The organism is Arthrobacter ulcerisalmonis (assembly GCF_900609065.1).
Classification (GTDB): domain Bacteria; phylum Actinomycetota; class Actinomycetes; order Actinomycetales; family Micrococcaceae; genus Arthrobacter; species Arthrobacter ulcerisalmonis.
The window spans coordinates 66,884-86,072 of the sequence record NZ_UXAU01000018.1; the positions used below are offsets into that span (position 1 = coordinate 66,884).

18 protein-coding genes and 2 tRNA genes are annotated in these 19,189 nt (G+C 64.8%); 5 read left to right on the forward strand and 15 right to left on the reverse strand.

Going from position 1 to position 19,189, the window contains the following annotated elements; translation table 11 throughout:
• Window positions 1–45: 45 nt before the first annotated feature.
• The 8 genes from PSET11_RS05515 to PSET11_RS05545 all read right to left on the reverse strand — a co-directional run bounded on the left by PSET11_RS05515 (window position 46) and on the right by PSET11_RS05545 (window position 7,286).
• Window positions 46–702 (reverse strand): NAD(P)H-binding protein, encoded by a 657-nt coding sequence (locus tag PSET11_RS05515; protein WP_124091106.1) that lies wholly within the window; start codon window positions 700–702, stop codon window positions 46–48.
• Between the two features lie 16 nt (window positions 703–718).
• A complete protein-coding gene (locus tag PSET11_RS05520; protein WP_124091107.1) occupies window positions 719–1,264 on the reverse strand; it encodes a dihydrofolate reductase family protein in 546 nt (181 codons plus the stop codon).
• 302 nt (window positions 1,265–1,566) lie between these two features.
• Window positions 1,567–2,943: a hypothetical protein gene (locus PSET11_RS05525; protein WP_124091108.1), complete on the reverse strand. Its 1,377-nt coding sequence runs from the start codon at window positions 2,941–2,943 to the stop codon at window positions 1,567–1,569.
• Between the two features lie 56 nt (window positions 2,944–2,999).
• Window positions 3,000–3,158: a hypothetical protein gene (locus PSET11_RS16560; protein ID WP_160118962.1), complete on the reverse strand. Its 159-nt coding sequence runs from the start codon at window positions 3,156–3,158 to the stop codon at window positions 3,000–3,002.
• A 265-nt stretch (window positions 3,159–3,423) separates the two neighbouring features.
• Window positions 3,424–3,497, reverse strand: a tRNA-Met gene (locus PSET11_RS05530).
• A gap of 62 nt (window positions 3,498–3,559) precedes the next feature.
• Window positions 3,560–3,631: transfer RNA gene (locus PSET11_RS05535), tRNA-Thr, on the reverse strand.
• A gap of 345 nt (window positions 3,632–3,976) precedes the next feature.
• Window positions 3,977–6,202: a DEAD/DEAH box helicase gene (locus tag PSET11_RS05540; protein WP_124091109.1), complete on the reverse strand. Its 2,226-nt coding sequence runs from the start codon at window positions 6,200–6,202 to the stop codon at window positions 3,977–3,979.
• 427 nt (window positions 6,203–6,629) lie between these two features.
• A complete protein-coding gene (locus PSET11_RS05545) occupies window positions 6,630–7,286 on the reverse strand; it encodes an MOSC domain-containing protein (RefSeq protein ID WP_124091110.1) in 657 nt (218 codons plus the stop codon).
• 148 nt (window positions 7,287–7,434) lie between these two features.
• On the opposite strand from PSET11_RS05545, the gene PSET11_RS05550 reads away from it, so the two are divergent.
• The 3 genes from PSET11_RS05550 to PSET11_RS05560 are packed head-to-tail and all read left to right on the forward strand — an operon-like array spanning window position 7,435 to window position 10,790.
• Entirely contained in the window at window positions 7,435–8,076 is a 642-nt protein-coding gene (locus PSET11_RS05550) for a dihydrolipoyllysine-residue succinyltransferase component of 2-oxoglutarate dehydrogenase complex (RefSeq protein WP_124091111.1), read from the forward strand.
• Between the two features lie 3 nt (window positions 8,077–8,079).
• Window positions 8,080–9,291: a glutathionylspermidine synthase family protein gene (locus PSET11_RS05555; protein WP_124091112.1), complete on the forward strand. Its 1,212-nt coding sequence runs from the start codon at window positions 8,080–8,082 to the stop codon at window positions 9,289–9,291.
• On the forward strand, window positions 9,288–10,790 hold the full coding sequence (locus PSET11_RS05560) for an APC family permease (RefSeq protein WP_124091113.1): 1,503 nt from the start codon (window positions 9,288–9,290) through the stop codon (window positions 10,788–10,790). The genes PSET11_RS05555 and PSET11_RS05560 overlap by 4 nt, the downstream gene beginning before the upstream one ends.
• A 60-nt stretch (window positions 10,791–10,850) precedes the next feature.
• On the opposite strand, the gene PSET11_RS05565 is transcribed toward PSET11_RS05560, so the two are convergent.
• The 6 genes from PSET11_RS05565 to PSET11_RS05590 all read right to left on the reverse strand — a co-directional run bounded on the left by PSET11_RS05565 (window position 10,851) and on the right by PSET11_RS05590 (window position 16,719).
• Entirely contained in the window at window positions 10,851–11,621 is a 771-nt protein-coding gene (locus PSET11_RS05565) for an SDR family oxidoreductase (RefSeq protein ID WP_124091114.1), read from the reverse strand.
• A gap of 117 nt (window positions 11,622–11,738) precedes the next feature.
• A complete protein-coding gene (locus PSET11_RS05570; RefSeq protein WP_124091115.1) occupies window positions 11,739–13,037 on the reverse strand; it encodes an MFS transporter in 1,299 nt (432 codons plus the stop codon).
• Window positions 13,034–13,540, reverse strand: coding sequence for a winged helix-turn-helix transcriptional regulator (locus PSET11_RS05575; protein WP_124091116.1), 507 nt, complete (start codon window positions 13,538–13,540; stop codon window positions 13,034–13,036). Before PSET11_RS05575 ends, PSET11_RS05570 begins: the two co-directional genes overlap by 4 nt.
• Window positions 13,541–13,701: 161 nt before the next feature.
• Complete coding sequence (locus tag PSET11_RS05580) at window positions 13,702–14,865, reverse strand: cystathionine gamma-synthase (protein WP_124091117.1); 1,164 nt, start codon at window positions 14,863–14,865, stop codon at window positions 13,702–13,704.
• 22 nt (window positions 14,866–14,887) lie between these two features.
• Window positions 14,888–16,273, reverse strand: coding sequence for a cystathionine beta-synthase (locus PSET11_RS05585; RefSeq protein WP_124091118.1), 1,386 nt, complete (start codon window positions 16,271–16,273; stop codon window positions 14,888–14,890).
• 29 nt (window positions 16,274–16,302) lie between these two features.
• Window positions 16,303–16,719 carry a VOC family protein gene (locus tag PSET11_RS05590; RefSeq protein ID WP_124091119.1) on the reverse strand — a complete coding sequence of 139 codons (417 nt, stop codon included), beginning with the start codon at window positions 16,717–16,719 and terminating at the stop codon, window positions 16,303–16,305.
• Between the two features lie 152 nt (window positions 16,720–16,871).
• Between PSET11_RS05590 and PSET11_RS05595 the strand changes: the two genes are divergently transcribed.
• On the forward strand, window positions 16,872–17,513 hold the full coding sequence (locus PSET11_RS05595) for a maltokinase N-terminal cap-like domain-containing protein (protein ID WP_124091120.1): 642 nt from the start codon (window positions 16,872–16,874) through the stop codon (window positions 17,511–17,513).
• Between the two features lie 85 nt (window positions 17,514–17,598).
• Here the strand turns inward: PSET11_RS05595 and PSET11_RS05600 are convergent, their stop codons facing one another.
• Window positions 17,599–18,249 carry a hypothetical protein gene (locus PSET11_RS05600; RefSeq protein WP_124091121.1) on the reverse strand — a complete coding sequence of 217 codons (651 nt, stop codon included), beginning with the start codon at window positions 18,247–18,249 and terminating at the stop codon, window positions 17,599–17,601.
• Between the two features lie 175 nt (window positions 18,250–18,424).
• Here PSET11_RS05600 and PSET11_RS05605 point away from each other — a divergent pair.
• The coding region (locus PSET11_RS05605) for a helix-turn-helix transcriptional regulator (RefSeq protein ID WP_148088036.1) at window positions 18,425–19,189 on the forward strand (765 nt) is incomplete at its 3' end.

Sequence of the window (19,189 nt, forward strand, 5' to 3'; positions counted from 1 at the left end):
CGCCTGCTTTCTGCTGTGGTGGCCGTGCTGAACTGTGGGCGGCACTCAGCCTAGCTGCGCGAGTGCTGCTTCCACGGGGGTGGCACCATCGCGGAATCCGATGAACCGGCCGATAGTCCCGGGCTGAGCCAGCACGGCAGCCGCCACGATGGCGGTGTTGGCGCGGGAGGTGGCGCGTTCGCCGTCTGCTGCGGGGTCCACGTCGATCTGCCCAGTGGCGTCGTCCAAGGTCAGGTTGCCCGGTGCCAGGATGGTCCAGTCCAGGTCCGTACCGCGGAGGTACTCGTCCGCTGCGGCCTTCGCCTCAGCGTAGGCGAAGAAGCTGTTCTCGGCCGGCACGCCGTGATCGGTACGGGCGCCGAGGTAGGAGACCATGACATAGCGTTTGGTGCCCACCTGGGCTGCGGCATCCATGGAGCGGATGGCTGCATCCCGGTCCACCGCGTAGGTCCGTTCGGGGCTGCCGCCGCCGGCCCCGGCTGACCACACCACTGCCTCCTGGCCGGTCAGGGCCTGGGCGATGTCCGCCGTCGTGGCGTTTTCAATATCGAGGACCGCGGCGGTGGCTCCGGTGGCTTCAACATCTGCAGCATGGTCCGGGTTACGGATAAATGAGGTAACCGTGTGGCCGTTGCTGGCGAGAAGGGTGGACAGGTGGAGGGCCACTTTGCCGTGGCCGCCGACTATAGCGATTCGTGTCATTCCCCCATTCTGCCCCTCAGCGGTGGAGCGCGTAGCGCAAGTAGACTACGCCGCTGGCGAAGCGCTGTTCAGCCAGCAAGGTGAGGTCTAAAGTCACGCCTTGCGGGAGGAACGGCAGGCCTCCGCCGACGCTGACCGGGAAGATCATCTGCCAGAGCTCGTCCACCAGGCCCGCAGCGAGGGCAGCGCCGGCGATCGTGGCGCCGCCAATCCCTATCCGGCCGTCCGTCTCCGCCTTCAGCGTGCTGATGTCAGCCGGGCGGAACTCGCGCTCCAAGGTGGTGTTTGAGGTACTCGCGGACGCCAACGACGACGAGTAGACAGTTTTGTCCGCAGCCCGCCACGTCCGGGCGTAGTCCTGCTCCACCGGATCCTCGTCCGGGCCGCCCATGGTCTCCCACGCAGACATCACCTCATACATGCGCCGGCCGTACAGGTGATGGCGCGAGTCACGCTCCAGATCGTTGATGAAGGCGTGAACCTCGGGGTCCGGCATAGCGAAGGCGAAGTTGCCCTTGCTGTCCGCGACGTAGCCGTCCAGGGAGGTGAGACCGGAGTAGATTCAACTGGGCCACGTTAGGCCGGCTCTGGCCGCTTCGCCCCGCGGGATTTAACGATTCGGTCCGCAATCGATTCAGAAGCTTCCCAGTCGTCTTCGAGGCCCGGCAAATCGACGAGCAGCGACCGGCCTGCTGGCAGGATGGTGTAGTTTGCTTGGGGCTCGCGTCCCCGTGACCGTAGCGAGGGCTTCAGGCTGGGCTTGCGCTTCGGGTCGGCCCAGGCTCGCACAGACGAACCTTCTTCGGTTGGTCGCACCATGGCTCTGCTCCTCTCGAGTAGTTCAAGCTTACTCCGCGCGGCGTCTCAGGGGTTGGCTTTGAGGCGCCACTTAATCCGCTTGATCCACCGGCCAAAATCGGAGGCGTAGTAGGCCAGGAGCAGGAGGGCCGAGCACTGGACAGCCGTCAACACCAGCCATGCTCCAGCCCAGACCACCGGCGTCACCGGGACGGCCGCCAGCACGGCAAACCCGAGCAGCACAGTGGCACTCGCCAACAACCCCAAGCGGAGCGGTCCCTGGATCTTGGCGATCAGGGAGTGCTCAGTGGCACGGCTGAACCAGGACAGCAGGAGCGCAGGCCCGATCAACAGGATCGACGCTGATGGCGAGGGGATATCGACCCTCCGGATGAAGGCCGTCACGTCCAGGCGCACGAACCAGGCGGCCAAGACCACCAGCGATACGGCGAGGATGCTGATCTTGGCGAACCGGTAGAGGCCCTGTTTCGCCGGAATCGCTGTCACGAACAGCTCACCGGACGCGAAACGGGCACTGGGGCGTAAAGCCACGTGCCCCACCAGCCGTTGCGTCCTCCGATCCGGAACGTCGGTTGCGAGACTTCGTTGCACTGCGTCGCCTAAAAGTCTTTCCTCCAGTGTTATCCGCTCCAGGATCACGCCTTGTGGCAGTTCCACCTCCACATGCTGACTGGCCGCGAAACCAAAATCTGGAATCACCAGACTGAAGATGGCCCTCTTGGTAGGGTCCGTGTCGGTTCTGGGCGCGTCCTGATCCAACGAATACTTCAGCAGGACACGCGTGCCCGCCAGTGCCGCATCAATCTCCATCAGGAAGAGGAATTGTTCGCCCATCTGGCGGGCGATGCCGAGGAAGAACGACTGCTCGAATTCGTCTTCCTGGGTGAGCGGGCCACCCCTGTCCGCTGAACGTGACAGGAGCGTCTGCAAAACCCGCCAGGGGGCAGCCGCGGCCGCTCCGCCGTCGGACGCCACGATGTCCCGCAGGGCTTCTCGCACCGCCGGCCACGCGACGGTGTCGCTCTGGACCCGGCCGGGAGCAAGCGCCAACAGGAACTGATGGGCGTAGGCCTTGTTAACCGGAGTGTCCAGGATGCTGGCCGGCTTCCCCGACGGATCTGAGGTGTCGAGTTTGCGCAAGGGTTTCTTGGCCATGAAGGCCAAGGGCACTGCCATTTTATGGCCCGGGCGCGCCAGGCGGAGATCAGCCGGGACAGTTACTTCGAAGGAGACCTGGAGCCGAGTTGCACCATCACCGCCAAGCCTTAGGGCATCCACCCGGCGGTGAACCCAGGATTGCGAGCCGACCAGGAGCGATACGAGCTTCTCGCCGTCGGTTGCTTCTTCCTCCGGAACCAGGTCCTCGGCAGGAGCAAGCTCGGAATTGCTGCAACATCTGCAATAGCCGCCACATTGGGTCACGTGGCCACTATCTCAGGTGCAGCTAGCGTTGTGGAAGCCCTTCGTACCGCTGATGCCTAGTGGTGGCGGTAGCGAACCCAGCGAGCCCACGCCGCTGCTGCCACGCAGGCGATGCAGATGTCAGCGATGATCAACCACCCGAAGCCTGGATCCTGCTCCAGCAGGAAGACCGCTGTGAGCAGAACGACCGCCAACGTTTGTATAACGGCTCGCACGAGAAGATCCCTGGTGGTCGAATTCGCCATGATCCTGGCCCGTGTTTGTGGACTGTCAGTGAACCCCAGGACGTTGGTCACCTTGCGCCATACCGGAACTTTCGTATCCCCAACCATTTCCTCAGCCTAGCGGACGGGCCGGATGGCGCATCTGGAGGCTACTTATGGCACGAACTGCGTTGCTCCGGAGGGGAGCGACAAACCCAGAGCAGATGGAGCAACAAGAAAGCCCCCGGAATCACAAGGATTCCGGGGGCTTAGCCTGTAGCGGTGGGGAGGCTCGATCTCCCGACCTCACGATTATGAGTCGTGCGCTCTAACCAACTGAGCTACACCGCCACGAATGAGAAAAACCTGCGCCAAGCCGGTCAAAAACCGCCTTGACACAGGCCCTCATTCAGAGCCCCCCACCGGAATCGATCCGGTGACCTCGTTCTTACCAAGAACGCGCTCTACCACTGAGCTAGGGGGGCAACGAAGAAATACTCTACCGGATGTTGTAGCCACCAACAAATCGGCTCCTGGCAGTCCGGAACGCCACCGCAACAGTTGCACTTCTGCCCCGCGATCATCGGTTTTCGGCGGAAATCAGGCATTTCCGAGCAACAAAACGGTCCAGAGAGCCGACTCAGTCAGCAGGAAAAGCGACCGGACAGATCCAGATGTGTCGAGTCCCACACCGAGCATTTTCGGGTGACAGCAGCACCCAAGGCGAGTTCCGCCGTCGTTCGCGTACAACGTCCGCCGCTGCAGCCGTTAAACAAGGATGGGCCGGCTCGAAAGCCGGCCCATCCTGGCAGCGTCAAGCTACCGAGTGTTTACCACTTGCCCTTGCGGTTGAAATCGCGCTGGCCGCCCTCGCCGCGCGGCTTGCGTGAGCCGTCGCCATGGCCGCCGAAGCGGGAATCGCTGGCCTGGCCGCGGCTTGCGCCGGAGTCGCCACCAAAGGAGCGCTCGGAACGGTCGCTGTAGGAGCGTCCGCCACGGTCAGCGGAGGAACGCTCGCCATCGTTCTTGCGGAAGTCCTTCTTGAACCCGCCGTTGCCCTTGAAGTTGCCCCCGCCGCCACCGGAGTAGCCGCCGCGATCGCCACCGCCGGAGTAACCGCCACGGTTGCCCTGGTAGGAGCCACGCTCGCCGGACGGCTTGCGGCCGTTGTCCAGCTCGAGGTGGATCAGCTCGCCGCCGATCCGGGTGCGGGACAGTGCCTTCAACTGGTCGGCGCTGAGGTCAGCCGGGAGCTCCACCAGGGAGTGGTCCGAGCGGATATCGATGCCACCGATTTGCGCGGACGAGATGCCGCCCTCGTTGGCAATGGCGCCTACGATCGAACCGGGCATGACGCGCTGGCGGCGTCCCACGGCGATCCGATAGGTGGCGTTGCCCTCGGTGAGCGTCCGGGTGGGGCCGCGGGAGCCGAAGCCATCCTTGGACCGCTCGCGCTTCTGGTACTCGGGAGCTGCAGGCAGTTCTTTCACCAGGAGCGGCTGGCCACCCTGGGCCATGACGGCCAGGGCAGCAGCGATCTCAGCTGCGGGGACCTTGTGCTCTTCTTCGTAGGAGGCGATCAAGTCACGGAACGCTGCAACGTCCTGGGTCTGCAGGGTTTCGGTGATCTTCTCGGCGAACTTGCCCAGGCGCAGGGTGTTGACCGTCTCGGCGGTGGGCAGGTGCATCTGCTCCACCGGCTGGCGGGTAGCCTTCTCGATCGAGCGCAGCAGGTACTTCTCCCGCGGCGTCATGAACAGGATGGCGTCGCCGGAACGGCCTGCACGGCCCGTGCGGCCAATGCGGTGCACGTAGGACTCGGTGTCGTGAGGGATGTCGTAGTTGATGACGTGGCTGATGCGCTCCACGTCCAGACCACGGGCGGCGACGTCGGTAGCAACGAGGATGTCGATGCGACCTTCCTTCAGCGCGTCAACGGTCCGCTCACGCTGCTGCTGCGGGATGTCGCCGTTGATGGCGGCAGCCTGGAAGCCGCGTGACTTCAGCTTGTCAGCCAGGTCCTCGGTGGCCATCTTGGTGCGCACGAAGGCGATGACGCCGTCGAACTCTTCAACCTCGAGGATGCGGGTCAACGCGTCCAGCTTGTGCGGGCCCATGACCTGCAGGTAACGCTGGCGGGTGTTGGCGCCGGTGGTGGTCTTGGACTTGACCGAGATCTCAGCCGGGTTGTTCAGGTACTGCTTGGACATCCGGCGGATCTGGCTCGGCATGGTGGCGGAGAACAATGCCACCTGGCGGTCAGACGGGGTCTGCTGGAAGATCTGCTCTACGTCTTCGGCGAAGCCCATGCGGAGCATTTCGTCAGCTTCGTCGAGGACCAGGTACTGCAGCTCGGACAGGTCCAGTGAACCCTTGGAGATGTGGTCGATGACGCGGCCGGGGGTACCCACAACAACCTGTGCGCCGCGGCGAAGGCCGGCAAGCTGCGGGCCGTATGCGGAACCACCGTAAACGGGGAGCACGGTGAAGTCATCAATGTGCTTGGCGTAGGAGGTGAACGCCTCGGCTACCTGCAGTGCGAGTTCGCGGGTAGGGGCCAGGACTAGGGCCTGCGTCTTGCGGGACGGGCCGTTGAGGTCGTGCAGCTCAGCCAGGCGGGACAGCGCCGGCACTGCGAATGCTGCAGTCTTACCGGTACCGGTCTGCGCCAGGCCAACAACGTCGCGGCCTTCGAGGAGCAGCGGGATGGTGGCTGCCTGGATGGGTGAAGGCTTCTCGTAGCCAACATCCTGCAGTGCAGCCAGGATGCGGCCGTCGATGCCGAGGTCGGTGAACTTCACGCCTTCCTCGTCGTCGTCTTCGGCGGGGCGGGCTGCCGGGGTTTCATCGGCAGGCTCGGCGGCGCGAGCTTCGGCAACGGCCTCAGCGGGAGTCTCGGCGGGGGCTTCGGCGCGGGTTTCAGCGGCGGCTTCAACCGGAGCTTCTACCGGGGCGGCCTCGGGAGTTGCCTCGGCGGTGGTGTCCAGTGCGGGGGCGTCGCCAGCTTCGATGAAGGTGGCAGCGGCGTCGACGGATTCATTGTGATTTTCGGGCATAGGGAAGTGTTCCTCATCCATAGGGGGCCAGGCGGCACAACCCGAGGTGAGCGGGGCCGCAGTACGTGTGCCGTGGGTGCCGGGCAAACATTGACCGGCCGGTCACAGAAGTCCGGCGCTTTCGCAATCCCGTGGCAGGACTTCGCGCTGCATCTCTTGGCTGCTATCACAGCAGTCTGTACAGCGTTTTCTTTAGCCGGCTCTCCCTATGAAAATGCCCGCATCGCTTGCGCGGGCCCCAACACTTACCAGTCCTGCCTCAAAAATTGGGCAGGAATAAGGGATTTCCGGAGTGGGGGATGTTTCCAGTGTACGGCACCTGCCGCCGTGACGGTACTCAGAACGTCCGACGACGGCGGTGAGGTTGCGCACACGGCCTGCTCTTGACTGCCTGCTCGCCGCAGCCGCGCTGCGCACTGTGGTGACCTCAGCGCTGCTGCTGCCGCTGCAGGCTTGCGAACTTCTTGCTGAACTCGGGCTGCTGAAGCCGAATCTCGCCGTCGGCCTCGGCAGTCAGCAAGGCGTTCATTGCTTCGAGGTCCGGATTGCTGAACCAGCGGCCGATCGTGATGCCGTGCGCGGGAACAAACGTGCGCTGAATCGGGTCACCCGCCTGGATGCTCCCGGCGTGCAGCACCCGGAGATAGGCGCCCACCCGGCCGGCCTCGGTGAATCGTTTGACGAGTTGCGGCACCGCCAGCCGGCGCTGGAAGGTGGCACACGGTGTGCGGGGCGAGGTAACTTCCAGCTCCACGTCCACGCCAATTTTCCAGCGTTCGCCGATCACTGCGCCAGTGGCGTCCAGTCCAGCGACCCTCAGGTTCTCGCCGAACATCCCCGGCGGGATGTCGCGCCCCAAGGCGTCTGCCCAGAAGTCAGCATCCACCTGCGAGTAGGCGTATAAGGCCTGATCAGGGCCGCCATGGTGCACCCTGTTGGCCTGGATGTCAGCGTGGAGCCCCAGGCGGTGGACCTTCACCCGCCCTTCGACTGCACGCTTGTCGATCGCCGTCACGCCTACCGTGGACGTGTCTGGCAACAGCTGATGGACTCGACAGACAGCCAGGAGGGACGCGGTTTCCATGCGCCCAGTCTAGGGTCTGACGAGGTGACCAGATCACTCTGTGGGCCTCGGCTCGCAGCCACCTGGGACAGGTACTACGCTGAGTTGAGGATTACCGTCTGCGGCGCAGTGTTGTGCCCAAAAACCACGTGTAGTACGGAGGGAACCCATGGACCCGACAAAAGATCCGGGTGCCGATCAGCCTGAGAAGGCCGCGTCCGGTGCCAGTGGACCCGAAGGTTCTTCCACCGACGCGCGTGACTCGGCCGGCAACGGCGCCGCCAAGTCCAACCCTTCCAAACCGCCGCCCTGGCAGGTACCCAAGCCAGAGCTGCGGCCCGACCTCCTCAATGAGCCCCTGGCCTCGGTGGACCCGTTCGCCAAGGACCGAGAGAAGCAGTCTGAACAAGCGGCGGTCCGGAAGAAGCGCTCTCAACGGCGGACCGTCGTCGTCGGCCTTGGCGTGACAGCCCTTCTAGCCGGCACCATCACGGCGGTGGTTGCCAGTAACCAGGACGACCCCGAATATGCGCAGGTCTGCTTCAATGACGACACTGGCGAGCGTGTTGAGGACACCAACTGCGACAGTTCCGCCGGTCGCAGCGGTGGCATCTACGCCTGGTACTTCTACTCGCGGGGAGCCATGGTCCCGTCGGTGGGGCAAAACCGTTCCACCGCACCGAACTACACCCGCACCGTACCGAGCGGAGCCAAGGCGGCCACCGGCTACAGCAGCAAGGGCGGCACCGTGGACCGCGGCGGCTTCGGGACCACCGCGAAAAGCGGCGGCAGCAAAGTTTCGGGAGGATAGGGCGTGCAGCGATTGACCTCCGCACCCCGGCCCGATTGGAAGCAGAAGATCCACGAACAGGGCCTGGTCTTCTCCACCACCACCATGGACGACGGCCGGAAAATCGAGTACTGGAACGAGTCTGCCTACTACGAGTTCACTGCAGACGAAGTGGAAACCCTCGAAAATACGGCCGAGGAAATGCACCGGATGTCCCTGGAAGCCGCCAAATTCCTGGCCACGGGAGCAATGGGCGGGATCGGCATCGGCGAACAGGCCCTTGAGCTGGCGAGCCAGTCGCTGCTGGCTGCGGATGTGGATATATATGGCCGATTCGACTTCATCTACGACGGCCAGGGCGGGCCCGCCAAGATGCTCGAATACAACGCCGATACCCCCACCGGCCTGATCGAAGCGTCAGTGGCCCAGTGGTTTTGGCTGCAGGATGTCTTCCCTGCCAAGGACCAGTGGAACGGTATCCACGAAGCCCTGATCCGGCAGTGGAAGAAGACGCAGTACCGGACGGGCATGAGCACCCTCCACGTGGCCCACTCCGAGGTGGAAGAATCCGGGGAGGACTGGATGACCGCGGCCTACATGCGGGACGTGGCCAGCCAAGCCGGATGGACCACCATTGGCATCAACATGTCCGATATTGGCTGGGATCCAAACCTGAACCGGTTCGTGGACATGGACAACTTCATGATCAGCACCATCTTCAAGCTTTACCCGTGGGAACTGATGATGAAGGAACCGTTTGGGCACCGCCTGCTGGAACGCGCCTACAACCCGCGCTGGGTGGAACCCGCCTGGAAGATGCTGCTATCCAACAAAGCGCTCCTGGCCGCCCTGTGGCACCTTTATCCAGACCATCCGAACCTCCTGCCCGCCTACCTCAACGAACCAGGCCCGCTCAAGGAATGGGTGGCGAAGCCCCTCCACGGCCGGGAGGGTGACAACATCCGCATTCACGCGGACGGCATCACCCTGGACCAGCCCGGCGACTACGGCCGCGAGGGATGGTGCTATCAGCAGTATCACCAACTGCCGGACTTCGACGGCAACCACCCCGTCCTGGGCCTGTGGGTGGTGGACGGCGAATCGGTGGGCTGCGGCATCCGCGAATCCGACGGCCCCATCACCGACTATTTCTGCAGGTTTGTCCCCAATACCATCGACGCGCCGGCGCCCCTGTCGGCCGCCGCCCACTCCAGCAAAGCAGGGATCGCACTGTGAGCAGTGAAACCACGACGGCGGGAGGCCAGGGCGGCGAGCCCGGCACCGACGTCCCCACCAAGGGCCTCCGCGCCGGGATTCTGGACCTCGGCGACTCTGTGATGCTCGGGCTGGCCTCCACCGCCCCGGTGTATTCGCTGGCGGCCACACTGGGCCTCATTGTTGCCATCAACGGGAACTACACGCCGCTGATCCTTATCCTCGGATTCATCCCCGTCCTCTTCATCGCGTTCGCCTTCCGCGAGCTGAACAGCGCCATGCCGGACTGTGGCACCACCTTCACGTGGTCTCGCCGGGCGTTCGGGCCGTGGGCGGGCTGGCTGGGCGGCTGGGGTGTGGCCCTGGCTGGGATTGTGGTGCTGGCCAACCTGGCGCAGGTAGCGGGCCAGTACCTGTGGCTGCTGATCGGCGACGGATCGTTGGCCGCCAACAAACTGGTGGTCACCGGCACCGGCCTGCTGTTCATTGTGCTGATGACCTTGGTGAACTATCGCGGGATCCGGCTCGGCGAGCACGTCCAGCGGGTCCTGACCTACGTCCAATACATTTCCCTAGGCATCTTTGCGCTGGCGATTGTGATTCGGATTGTCGCCGGACCACCCGAAGGCTTGGCGTTCGATTTTGAATGGTTCAACCCGGCTGGCGCGTTTGCGGACCCCGGTGCTGTGGTGCACGGCGCGCTCCTGGCCCTGTTTATCTACTGGGGCTGGGATACCTGCCTGGCCGTCAACGAGGAAACCGAGAACCCCGCGAGCACGCCGGGCCGCGGCGCGGTGATTTCCGCCGTCGTGCTGGTGGCCATTTACGTGTCCGTGGCGCTGCTGGTGATGATGTACGCGACCGTTGGCAGTGACGGCATCGGCCTGGGGAACCAGGAGAACCAGGCCGATGTGTTCCTGGCGATGAAGGACGTGGTGCTGGGGCCGTGGGGTTGGCTGATGGTGGTGGCCGTGCTTGCGTCGGTGCTGTCATCGACCCAGACCACCATTCTGCCCACGGCGCGCGGCACGCTGTCCATGGGCGTGCACGGGGCGCTGCCGGCGAAATTTGCTGAGGTCCATGCTAAGAACCAGACCCCGGGATTTTCCACCAAGGTGATGGGGATCGCCGCGGCGGTGTACTACGTGGTGATGAGTTTCCTGAGTGAAAACCTGCTGGCGGATTCGATCAGCGCCATCAGCCTGTTCATCGCGTTTTACTATGCACTGACCGGGTTCGCCTGCTTCTGGTACTTCCGTTCATCCCTGCGCGACTCGGCGCGGAACCTGTGGCTGCGCGGCATTTTCCCGTTGATCGGGGCGGTGACCTTGACGGCCGCGTTCGTGATCTCGGCCGTTCAGATGTGGGATCCGGCGTACGGAAACACGCGGATTTTCGGGGTGGGCGGCGCTTTTGTCAGTGGCGTGGTGCTGCTGGCGCTGGGTGTCGTGTTGGCCGCAGTGTGCCGCTTCATGCCGTCCACGCGGGGGTACTTCACGGGGTCCCGCCTCCCCAAGTAACTCGCAGTTGTTGTCGTTTTGAGGGCTGAAAACGACAATAACTGCGAGCCAGTTGGGTGGCTACGCCGAGAAGCCGCCGTCCGCCTTGATGAGTTGACCGGACACCCAACGACCCGCTGGCGAAAGCAGGAACCCCACCGTCGCGGCCACGTCGGCTGGAGTGCCCAGTTGCCCCGTCGGTTGCTGGCGGACGACGGCGGCCCGCACCTCGTCGTCCATCCAACCGGTATCCACGGGGCCGGGGTTGAGGGCGTTGGCGGAGATTCCTTGCGGGCCCAGTTCACGGGCGGCTGCAATGACGATCCGGTCCAGGGCGCCTTTCGAGGCGCCGTAGGGCAGGTTGAACGCGGTGTGGTCGCTGGTCAGGGCCACGATCGCGCCGCCATCGTCGGTGGCTTGCCGGGCAAACTCAGCGATGAGCTGCCAGCTGGCACGCGTGTTCACCGCGAAGTGCCGGTCGAACGATTCCAGGCTGGTATCGAGGATCCCCGAGTCCACGGACTCTGCGTGGCTCAGCACCATCCCCTGCAGCGGGCCAGCGGCTTCGTTGGCGTCAGCGACCAACTCCCCTGCTGCGGCAGGGTCCTCCAGGTTCGCGGGAATGAGGTGCACCTGCGCACCGATGGCTTCCAGTTCTGCGGTGAGCCGCACCAGGTCTTCGGGTTCGCTCCCCCACGGCATCCGCGCGTCGTACTCCTGCCAGTAGCAGATGACCAGGTCCCAGCCGTCGGTGGCCAGGTGCCGGGCGATGCCTGCGCCGATGCCAATGAGGCGGCTCGCGCCGGTGATCAGGGCAGTCTTGCGGAGGGCGCCGTCTGCGGGAGAGTCCATCGCTTCAGCCTACTGGGGGCGCTCGGTCCGGCTCCGCCCTGGCCCAACTGGGTAGCGCTAAGTGCAGTTTTGCGGGCCCAAAACTGCAGTTGACGCTACCTACTTGGGGCCCAGCGCTCAGGGGGCGCCGACCGGATCAGGTTCCCGCTGCGCAGGCGTTTTGCGGATGGTGGCGCTGATGACTGCCGCAATGGTGCACATTGCCGCCGCCCCGAGCCAGGCGTACGTGTATTGGCCGGTGGACTCGCGGATCACGCCCGCCCCCAAGGCTGCGGCCGCTGCCCCCAGTTGGTGAGCTGCGAAGACCCAACCAAACACCACGCTGCCGTCCGCGCCGAACGTCTCGCGACAGATCGCAACGGTAGGCGGCACCGTGGCCACCCAATCCAGGCCGTAAATCACCACGAACACGATCATGCTGGGCTGGACCTCGGCGTTCAGCAGCAACGGCAGGACCAGCAGGCCGATCCCCCGGAACTGGTAGTAGATGGCCAACAGGATCCGCGGGTTGAAGCGGTCCGTCAGCCAGCCGGAAGCGATGGTCCCGGCAATGTCGAAAATGCCGACGACGGCGAGCAGCCCGGCCGCGGTGGTTTCGGGCATGCCGTGGTCATGTGCGGTGGGGATGAAGTGGGTGCCGATCAGGCCGTTCGTCGTGGCACCGCAGATGGCAAACCCCGCCACCAGCGCCCAAAAGGTCCGCACCTTGCTGGCCCGTCGGAGCGCCTGCATAGCCCGAACTGCCGCATTTCCCTGCGGCGCAGCGGGCAGCGTCTGTGCCACGTCGCTGGGATCCTGGCCGTAAGGATGGACGCCGACGTCGGCCGGCGAGTTCTTCAGGAACTTCAGGACCAGCGGCACCACCGCCAAGGCGCCGGCCGCAATCAGCAGGGACGCCTGCCGCCAGCCAGGATCCTGCGCCAGCATGGCGATGAAGGGCAGGAAGACGAGTTGCCCGGCCGCGCTACCGGCGGTCAAGATGCCGATAACCAGGCCCCGGCTCTTCACGAACCAGGTGTTGGCGATGGTGGCCGCAAACACCAAGGCCATGGACCCGGTCCCCAGACCAATCAGCACTCCCCAAGTGAGCAGGATCTGCCACGATTGGTTGACGAAAACGGTCAAGGCGCTGCCCAGACCAATGAGCACCAGGGCTGTCGCCGTGACGCTACGGATGCCGAACCGCTCCATCAAGGCGGCCGCGAAAGGTGCGGTCAAGCCAAACAGGATCAAGTTGATACTGACCGCTGCGGACAGGACCGTGAGCGACCAGCCGAATTCCTGCTGCAAGGGAACCATCAGCACCCCCGGTGCCGCGCGGAAGCCTGCTGCTCCCACCAAGGCAAGAAACGCGACGGCGGCCACTACCCAGGCCGGGTGGAGTTGCCGCCGACGCGTGGGCGCGCCCGCCGTCATGCCACTGCCTTGCGCGTGGCTGCGGTGGCGAGCTCGATGGGGTCCGCTGACCGGGACAAACTGTGCCAGCTGGTGTTCGCAGCACTGAGCGAATCGCCGCAACTGGAGCAGGTATCCGCTGAAGAGGTCCGCTGGCCGCACCCTGAATGGATGACGTACATGTGGTCCTGAGCCGACGGTGCCGGGAGGTGCTTCTCGGACCAGATGGTCACCGCGTTCAGCACCGGGAGGGTGTCCTCGCCCATGGTGGTGAGGACGTAGCGCGCGCGGGTCCTGCCGCCGTCGGAATATTCCTCCTTGGCGAGTAGGCCTGAGTCAACCAGGCCTGCCAAGCGACGGGTCAGGACCGAGTCCGCGACCTTGAGCCGGGACTGCATGGCAGCAAACCTGCCGTCGCCAAAGAACACCTCCCGGAGAACCAGCACACTCCAGGGGTCAGCGAGGATATCGAGCCCGCGGGCCATGCTGCAGCCTCTGCGGGACAGATCGGATCGAAGTACCATGGCGGCACACTAGCTGACTATCTTCAAGAAAGCTAGAGGCGCCTCACCCAGCTGCCCGCTGGGTCTCCCCACCTTTAAGCCGGCCCGACGGCGTGTCCTGGCGAATCGCCGTCGTCACCGCCGCTGACGCGGCCAAAGGTGGGGAGTTTCAGCGGCCGGACTTAACCGAGGGTGCTGAACGCCCGTTCCAGGTCGGCGATCAGGTCCTCAACGTCTTCGATGCCGCAGGAGAGCCGCAGCAGGTTCACCGGGACAGCGAGCTCGGTACCTTTCACGGAGGCGTGCGTCATTTCGGACGGGTAGTTCATCAGCGATTCGATGCCGCCCAGGGATTCGGCCAGGGTGAAAACGGTGGTGGACTCGGCGACCTTGCGGGCAGCAGCTTCGCCGCCTTTGAACTGGACCGACACCATGCCACCGAATGAGCGCATCTGCTTCTTGGCCAGCTCGTGGCCCGGGTGGGTGGGCAGGCCTGGATACAGCACTGCTTCGACCTCGGGGCGTTCCAGCAGCCATTCGGCAACCGCCTGGCCGTTTTGGCTGTGCCGGTCCATGCGCACACCAAGGGTCTTGAGGCCACGGGTGGTGAGGAATGCATCCATCGGACCGGACACGGCTCCCACCGCGAACTGCACGAAGCCGATCTTCTCGGCCAGTTCGGCGTCCTTGACCACCAAGGCCCCGCCCACAACGTCCGAATGCCCACCGATGTACTTGGTGGTGGAGTGAACCACGACGTCGGCACCCAGGTTGAGGGGGTTCTGCAGGTAGGGGGACGCGAAGGTGTTGTCGACCACCAGGAGGGCTCCGGCGTCGTGCGCGATCTCCGCGAGGGCTGCGATGTCGGTGATCTTCATCAGCGGGTTGGACGGCGTTTCGACCCAGAGGAAGCGGGTCTTGGCGCCGGCAACGGCTTCCTTGACGGCGCCGAGGTCGGCCATGTCCACGGGGGTGTTGCCAATGCCCCAGTCACCCAGGACGCGGTTGATGAGCCGGTACGTTCCGCCGTATGCATCATTGCCGAGCACAATGTGGTCGCCTGGCCGGGTCAGTGCACGGATGAGGGAGTCCTCGGCGGCCAGGCCGGAGCTGAAGCTGTAGGCGTGGGTGCCATTTTCGAGCGCCGCCAACTGTTCCTGCAGCGCATCGCGGGTGGGGTTGCCGCCGCGGCCGTATTCGTAGCCGTCGCGCAGCCCGCCAATGCCGTCCTGGGCGTAGGTGGAGCTGAAGTGCAGTGGCGGTACGACGGCGCCGGTGCGTGGCTCGAAAGCCTGGCCGGCGTGCACGGCGCGGGTGTTGAAGCCTTGGTTTTCCGGGAGGGACATGGTGCTCCTTTTCGGGTGCAGGTCAGCTGCTGAGGTAGGCCAGCAGGTCGTGGCGGGTGAGGATTCCCACGGGCGCGCCAACAAACGTGACCATCAGGGTGTCGGTTTCCGAGAGCAGTTCCCGGGCGGCGGAGATCGATTCGAGCGAGCCAATCACCGGAAGCCGCGGGCCCATGTGCTGGGAAATTTTATCGCTGAGGCTCGCTTCGCCTCGGAAGAGTTTGGCGGTCAGGCTGCGTTCGTCCACAGCACCGAGCACCTCGCCCATCACCACCGGCGGCTCCTGCGACAGGACCGGGATGTGGCTGACGCCGAACTCGTTCATGATGTTGATGACATCGCGGACGGACTCATTGGGGTGGATGTGCACCAGGTCTGGCAGTTCGCCGTTCTTGGTCTTGATCACTTCACCCACGGATGCTTCGTCGCCGCCGGAGAGGAAGCCGTAGGAACGCATCCACTGGTCGTTGAAGATTTTCGCGAGGTAGCCGCGGCCGGAATCGGGCAGGATGACGACGACGACCGCGGACTCGGGCAGGTCCCGCGCCGCTTGCAGGGCTGCCACCACGGCCATGCCGGAGGAACCGCCCACAAGCAGGCCCTCTTCGCGGGCCAAGCGACGAGTCATCTCGAACGAGTCGGCGTCGCTGACGGCGATGACCTCGTCCGGTACTGACTTGTCATAGTTGTCTGGCCACATGTCCTCCCCCACGCCCTCGACGAAGTACGGGCGTCCGGTGCCGCCGGAATAGACCGAACCTGCGGGATCGGCGCCGATGATCCGGACCCGGCCGCCATCGGCCTCGGCCCGATCAGCCGAGACCTCCTTGAGGTACCGGCCAGTACCCGTGATAGTGCCGCCCGTGCCAGCGCCGATGATGCAGTGGGTGATTTTTCCGTCCGTGTCCGCCCAAATTTCGGGGCCTGTGGTGCGGTAGTGGCTTTCGGGCGCTGCCGGGTTGGAGAACTGATCCGGCTTGTAGGCGTTGGGGATCTCCCGGACCAGGCGATCCGAGACACCGTAGTAGCTTTGCGGGCTGTCCGGCGGCACGGAGGTGGGGGTCACCACCACTTCGGCGCCGTAGGCACGCAGCACCGCGCGCTTGTCCTCGCCCACCTTGTCCGGAACCACGAAAATGCACTTGTAGCCTTTTTGCTGCGCGACCAGGGCAAGGCCTACACCGGTGTTGCCCGAGGTTGGCTCCACGATGGTGGCGCCCGGCTTCAGCTTGCCGTCCCGCTCGGCGTCCTCGATCATTTGCGCCGCGATCCGGTCCTTGATGGACCCTCCGGGGTTCAGGTATTCGAGCTTGACCAAGACCGTTGCCTTGACGTCACCGATGACGTGGTTGAGTTTGATGAGCGGAGTGTTGCCGATGAGATCCAGGATGGACGGAGCGTACTTCATACCTTTAAAACTACCGTGGATCGGGAGGGCTACTCATTCCCTTCCGTGCTGGTTTCCGCTGGCAGGTTCTCCCACAGGCCCATCACGTTGCTCTCGGTGTCTTTGAAGTAGGCGAACGATCCCATGCCGGGAATGGTCTCCTTCGGCTTCACGGTTGACCCGCCGAGGGATTCGACGGTCTGCAAGGTGGCGTCGATGTCTGCCACATCCAAGGTGATCACGGGATGCGTCAGGTCGGTTGCACGGCTGGTCAGCCCGCCGTTGATCACCCCGGGAACCTCGCTGGGGCCATCGGTGTCAGCTGGGGCGCCGGTGGGAGCGGTGATGAGGGAGCTGTAGTCCATTCCTGGGATCGCTGTAATGGCCCAGCCAAAGGCCTGTTCGTAGAATCCTTTCGCACGATCCTTGTCATCTGCCGGAATTTCGAAATGAACTACTGCACCCATGGGTGGCCCAGCCTTTCGCTATGGTTGGCGCGGCGGTTCCGCGCCACTTCCTCAGGCAGCATCTTAGTCCGGTGGAGTGGCTGAAATAAGGGGTGTGGAGGAGCAGTGCGCCCCGGCGTCCAGTCCGCCTTCGGCTCCCTTAGGCTTGGCCCATGTCAATCATTTACGATGCCACCATCGAACCTTCCAAGCTGGACATACTGGCCGCATGGCTGCCGTCGCAGGAATGGTTCATCCCCGTCCCGGACGCTGAACTCGAACGGGTTGCTTCCTTCAGGTTTGACGATCCTGCTGGTCAGGTGGGCATGGAGACCTTGCTGATTCGCCACGGCGCCTGGACGTACCAAGTGCCGCTGGTCTATCGCAACGCCCCTGTCCCCGAATTGGCAGCGTTTCTCTTGACCAGCACGGAGCACTCGGTGTTGGGTACCCGGTGGGTCTACGACGCCACTGGTGATCCGCTGTACGTCGCTGCTATTGCCGGCGCTGTGCTGGCCGCTGAACCGCAGGCGAACCAGGTGGAGCACCGCGGTGAGGAACGGATCCCGCTTCCGGCCACCATTACGCTCACCAGCACCGGAACTCCGGGGACACCGGTCCCGGCCGTTGAGTCCGTCACCGCGCACACCGTTGGCGGGGTGACCACCATCCGCTCGGGTGGCCTCAGCATCGCCGTGGTCCGGTCCCTGGCGGACGACGACGACACACACCTCGGCGCCGCCCTCACCGGCGCCTGGGCAGGCGGCCCCGCGGCTGCGTTGCTGGCCACCGCGTCACTCACCGACCCCAGCTGACGTTTTGCACGGGCCGGCCCGGCCCGGCATAAAAGCCCCCTGCGGGCGGACCGTCCTGGTCCGCCCGCAGGGGGCTTTTGGGTGCTCAGCGCCCGTTGAGCAGGGTTTCGCTGCAGTCCTTGTTGTCCTGGCCCCTTTCGGTGTAGCCCGTGGGGGTACTGATGGTGACATCGTTGATGTACCAGATGTAGTGGCCGGCGAGCTGGGATGAGTAGTTGACCCGGATCCGGCCCTTCTTCTCGTGGATCTCCGCGCCCGCGGTCAGCGTGGCCTTGCGGCCCGGTTCGATGTGGATCGTGGAGGCGTTGCTTTCGGTGACGGTGTGGCTCCAGTTGTATTCGCCGGACAGTCCGCCGGTGAAGAAGCTCTTGACGGCGCTGGCGGTGCCGCCGATCGAGCCGCCTGAGGACCACGATTCCGTGCCGGTGAGCGCCTGATCGATCACGCCGCGGTCCGAGGTGCAGTTGGTGACGGTCTCGCCCACCGCTTTCCAGTCAAGAAAGGTGTTGCTGCTTTCCTCTTCGAAGGTGCAGGCGTCCAGGGCCATGGTGTTGCCCGTGGTGTGGCCGTCCGGGAGGTAGGCAGTTCCGTCGCAGTCGCCCTGGAGCTCCTCGATGGTAGGCGGCCGGTCTTCGGCCTGGGCCGGCGACACTGGTCCAAGGAAACCAACGCCCAGCAGCGCCGCTGCGGTGATGATGCCGGTTCGTGAGCCGATCTTCTTCATACGATTGGACATGCTCTTCAACTCCCCATTAGTCATTCCTACGTACCCTCTGGCACTGCCACCACTCTTCCCCGCCGGGGTTGGTCCGGCAACGGATGCGGGGAAGGGTTAGCCGGGTGGCTAACATCCCCGCCCCGCCCTAGACTCATGCCGGGGGACGGACTAACAGAAGGCAGGCAACGCGGCGATGGGCTTTCTGGTCGAACACTGCAGCGAACTGGAATCCTCGCTCCTGCACCCGCAGAATTTTGAGCGCTCCCCCAGCGGGCAGTGGCTGGCGGAACGGTACCGAGAGATCGTCCCCGTGATTCTGCCCGACGTTCTCCACTGCCTGGACACCGGGGAACCGCTCGCCCCACGCAGCGTGGCGGCCGTGCGGACCTCAGCGGAGGGCATCCTGGCCGGTCGGGTGCCCCTGCACACTGTCCTCCATGGCGGAATTCCTGCCCTGCGCGTCTTTGCCGCCTTCCTGCAGCCCCATCATTCGCGGCTGACCAGCGCCGAGCTGGCGTCGATTTTGGGGCGGGCCTCAGTGGTGGCCACCGAGCTGGGCGCCTGCTGGGCCCACGCCTGGTCCAGCGCGCCGTCCCGCGCCGCGTCCGACACCGGGGCCGCTGCCGTGTCGGCCGCCGGCTCATCGGAGCCGGCGGCCGGCGTGCCCGCAGGTGCGGACACCGAGGTGCATGTCCCGGAACTCATCGCCGTGCCGGGACATCTGGACGACGCCGACCTCGACATGGTGCTGCTGGCGGCGCAGGGCCGCTCGAACGAGGAAATCGCCCAGGCCACCGCGTATAGCCCGCACGCCGTCAAGTGGCACCTGGGCCGCGCGATGCGCACCTGGAACGTCCGCAACAGGGCCAGCCTCATCACCACAGCCCTCCTGCGGGGTGCCTTGCGGCCCCGCACGCGGCTGATGCCCCCGGCCGCCATCCAACCCCCGGTGCCGGAG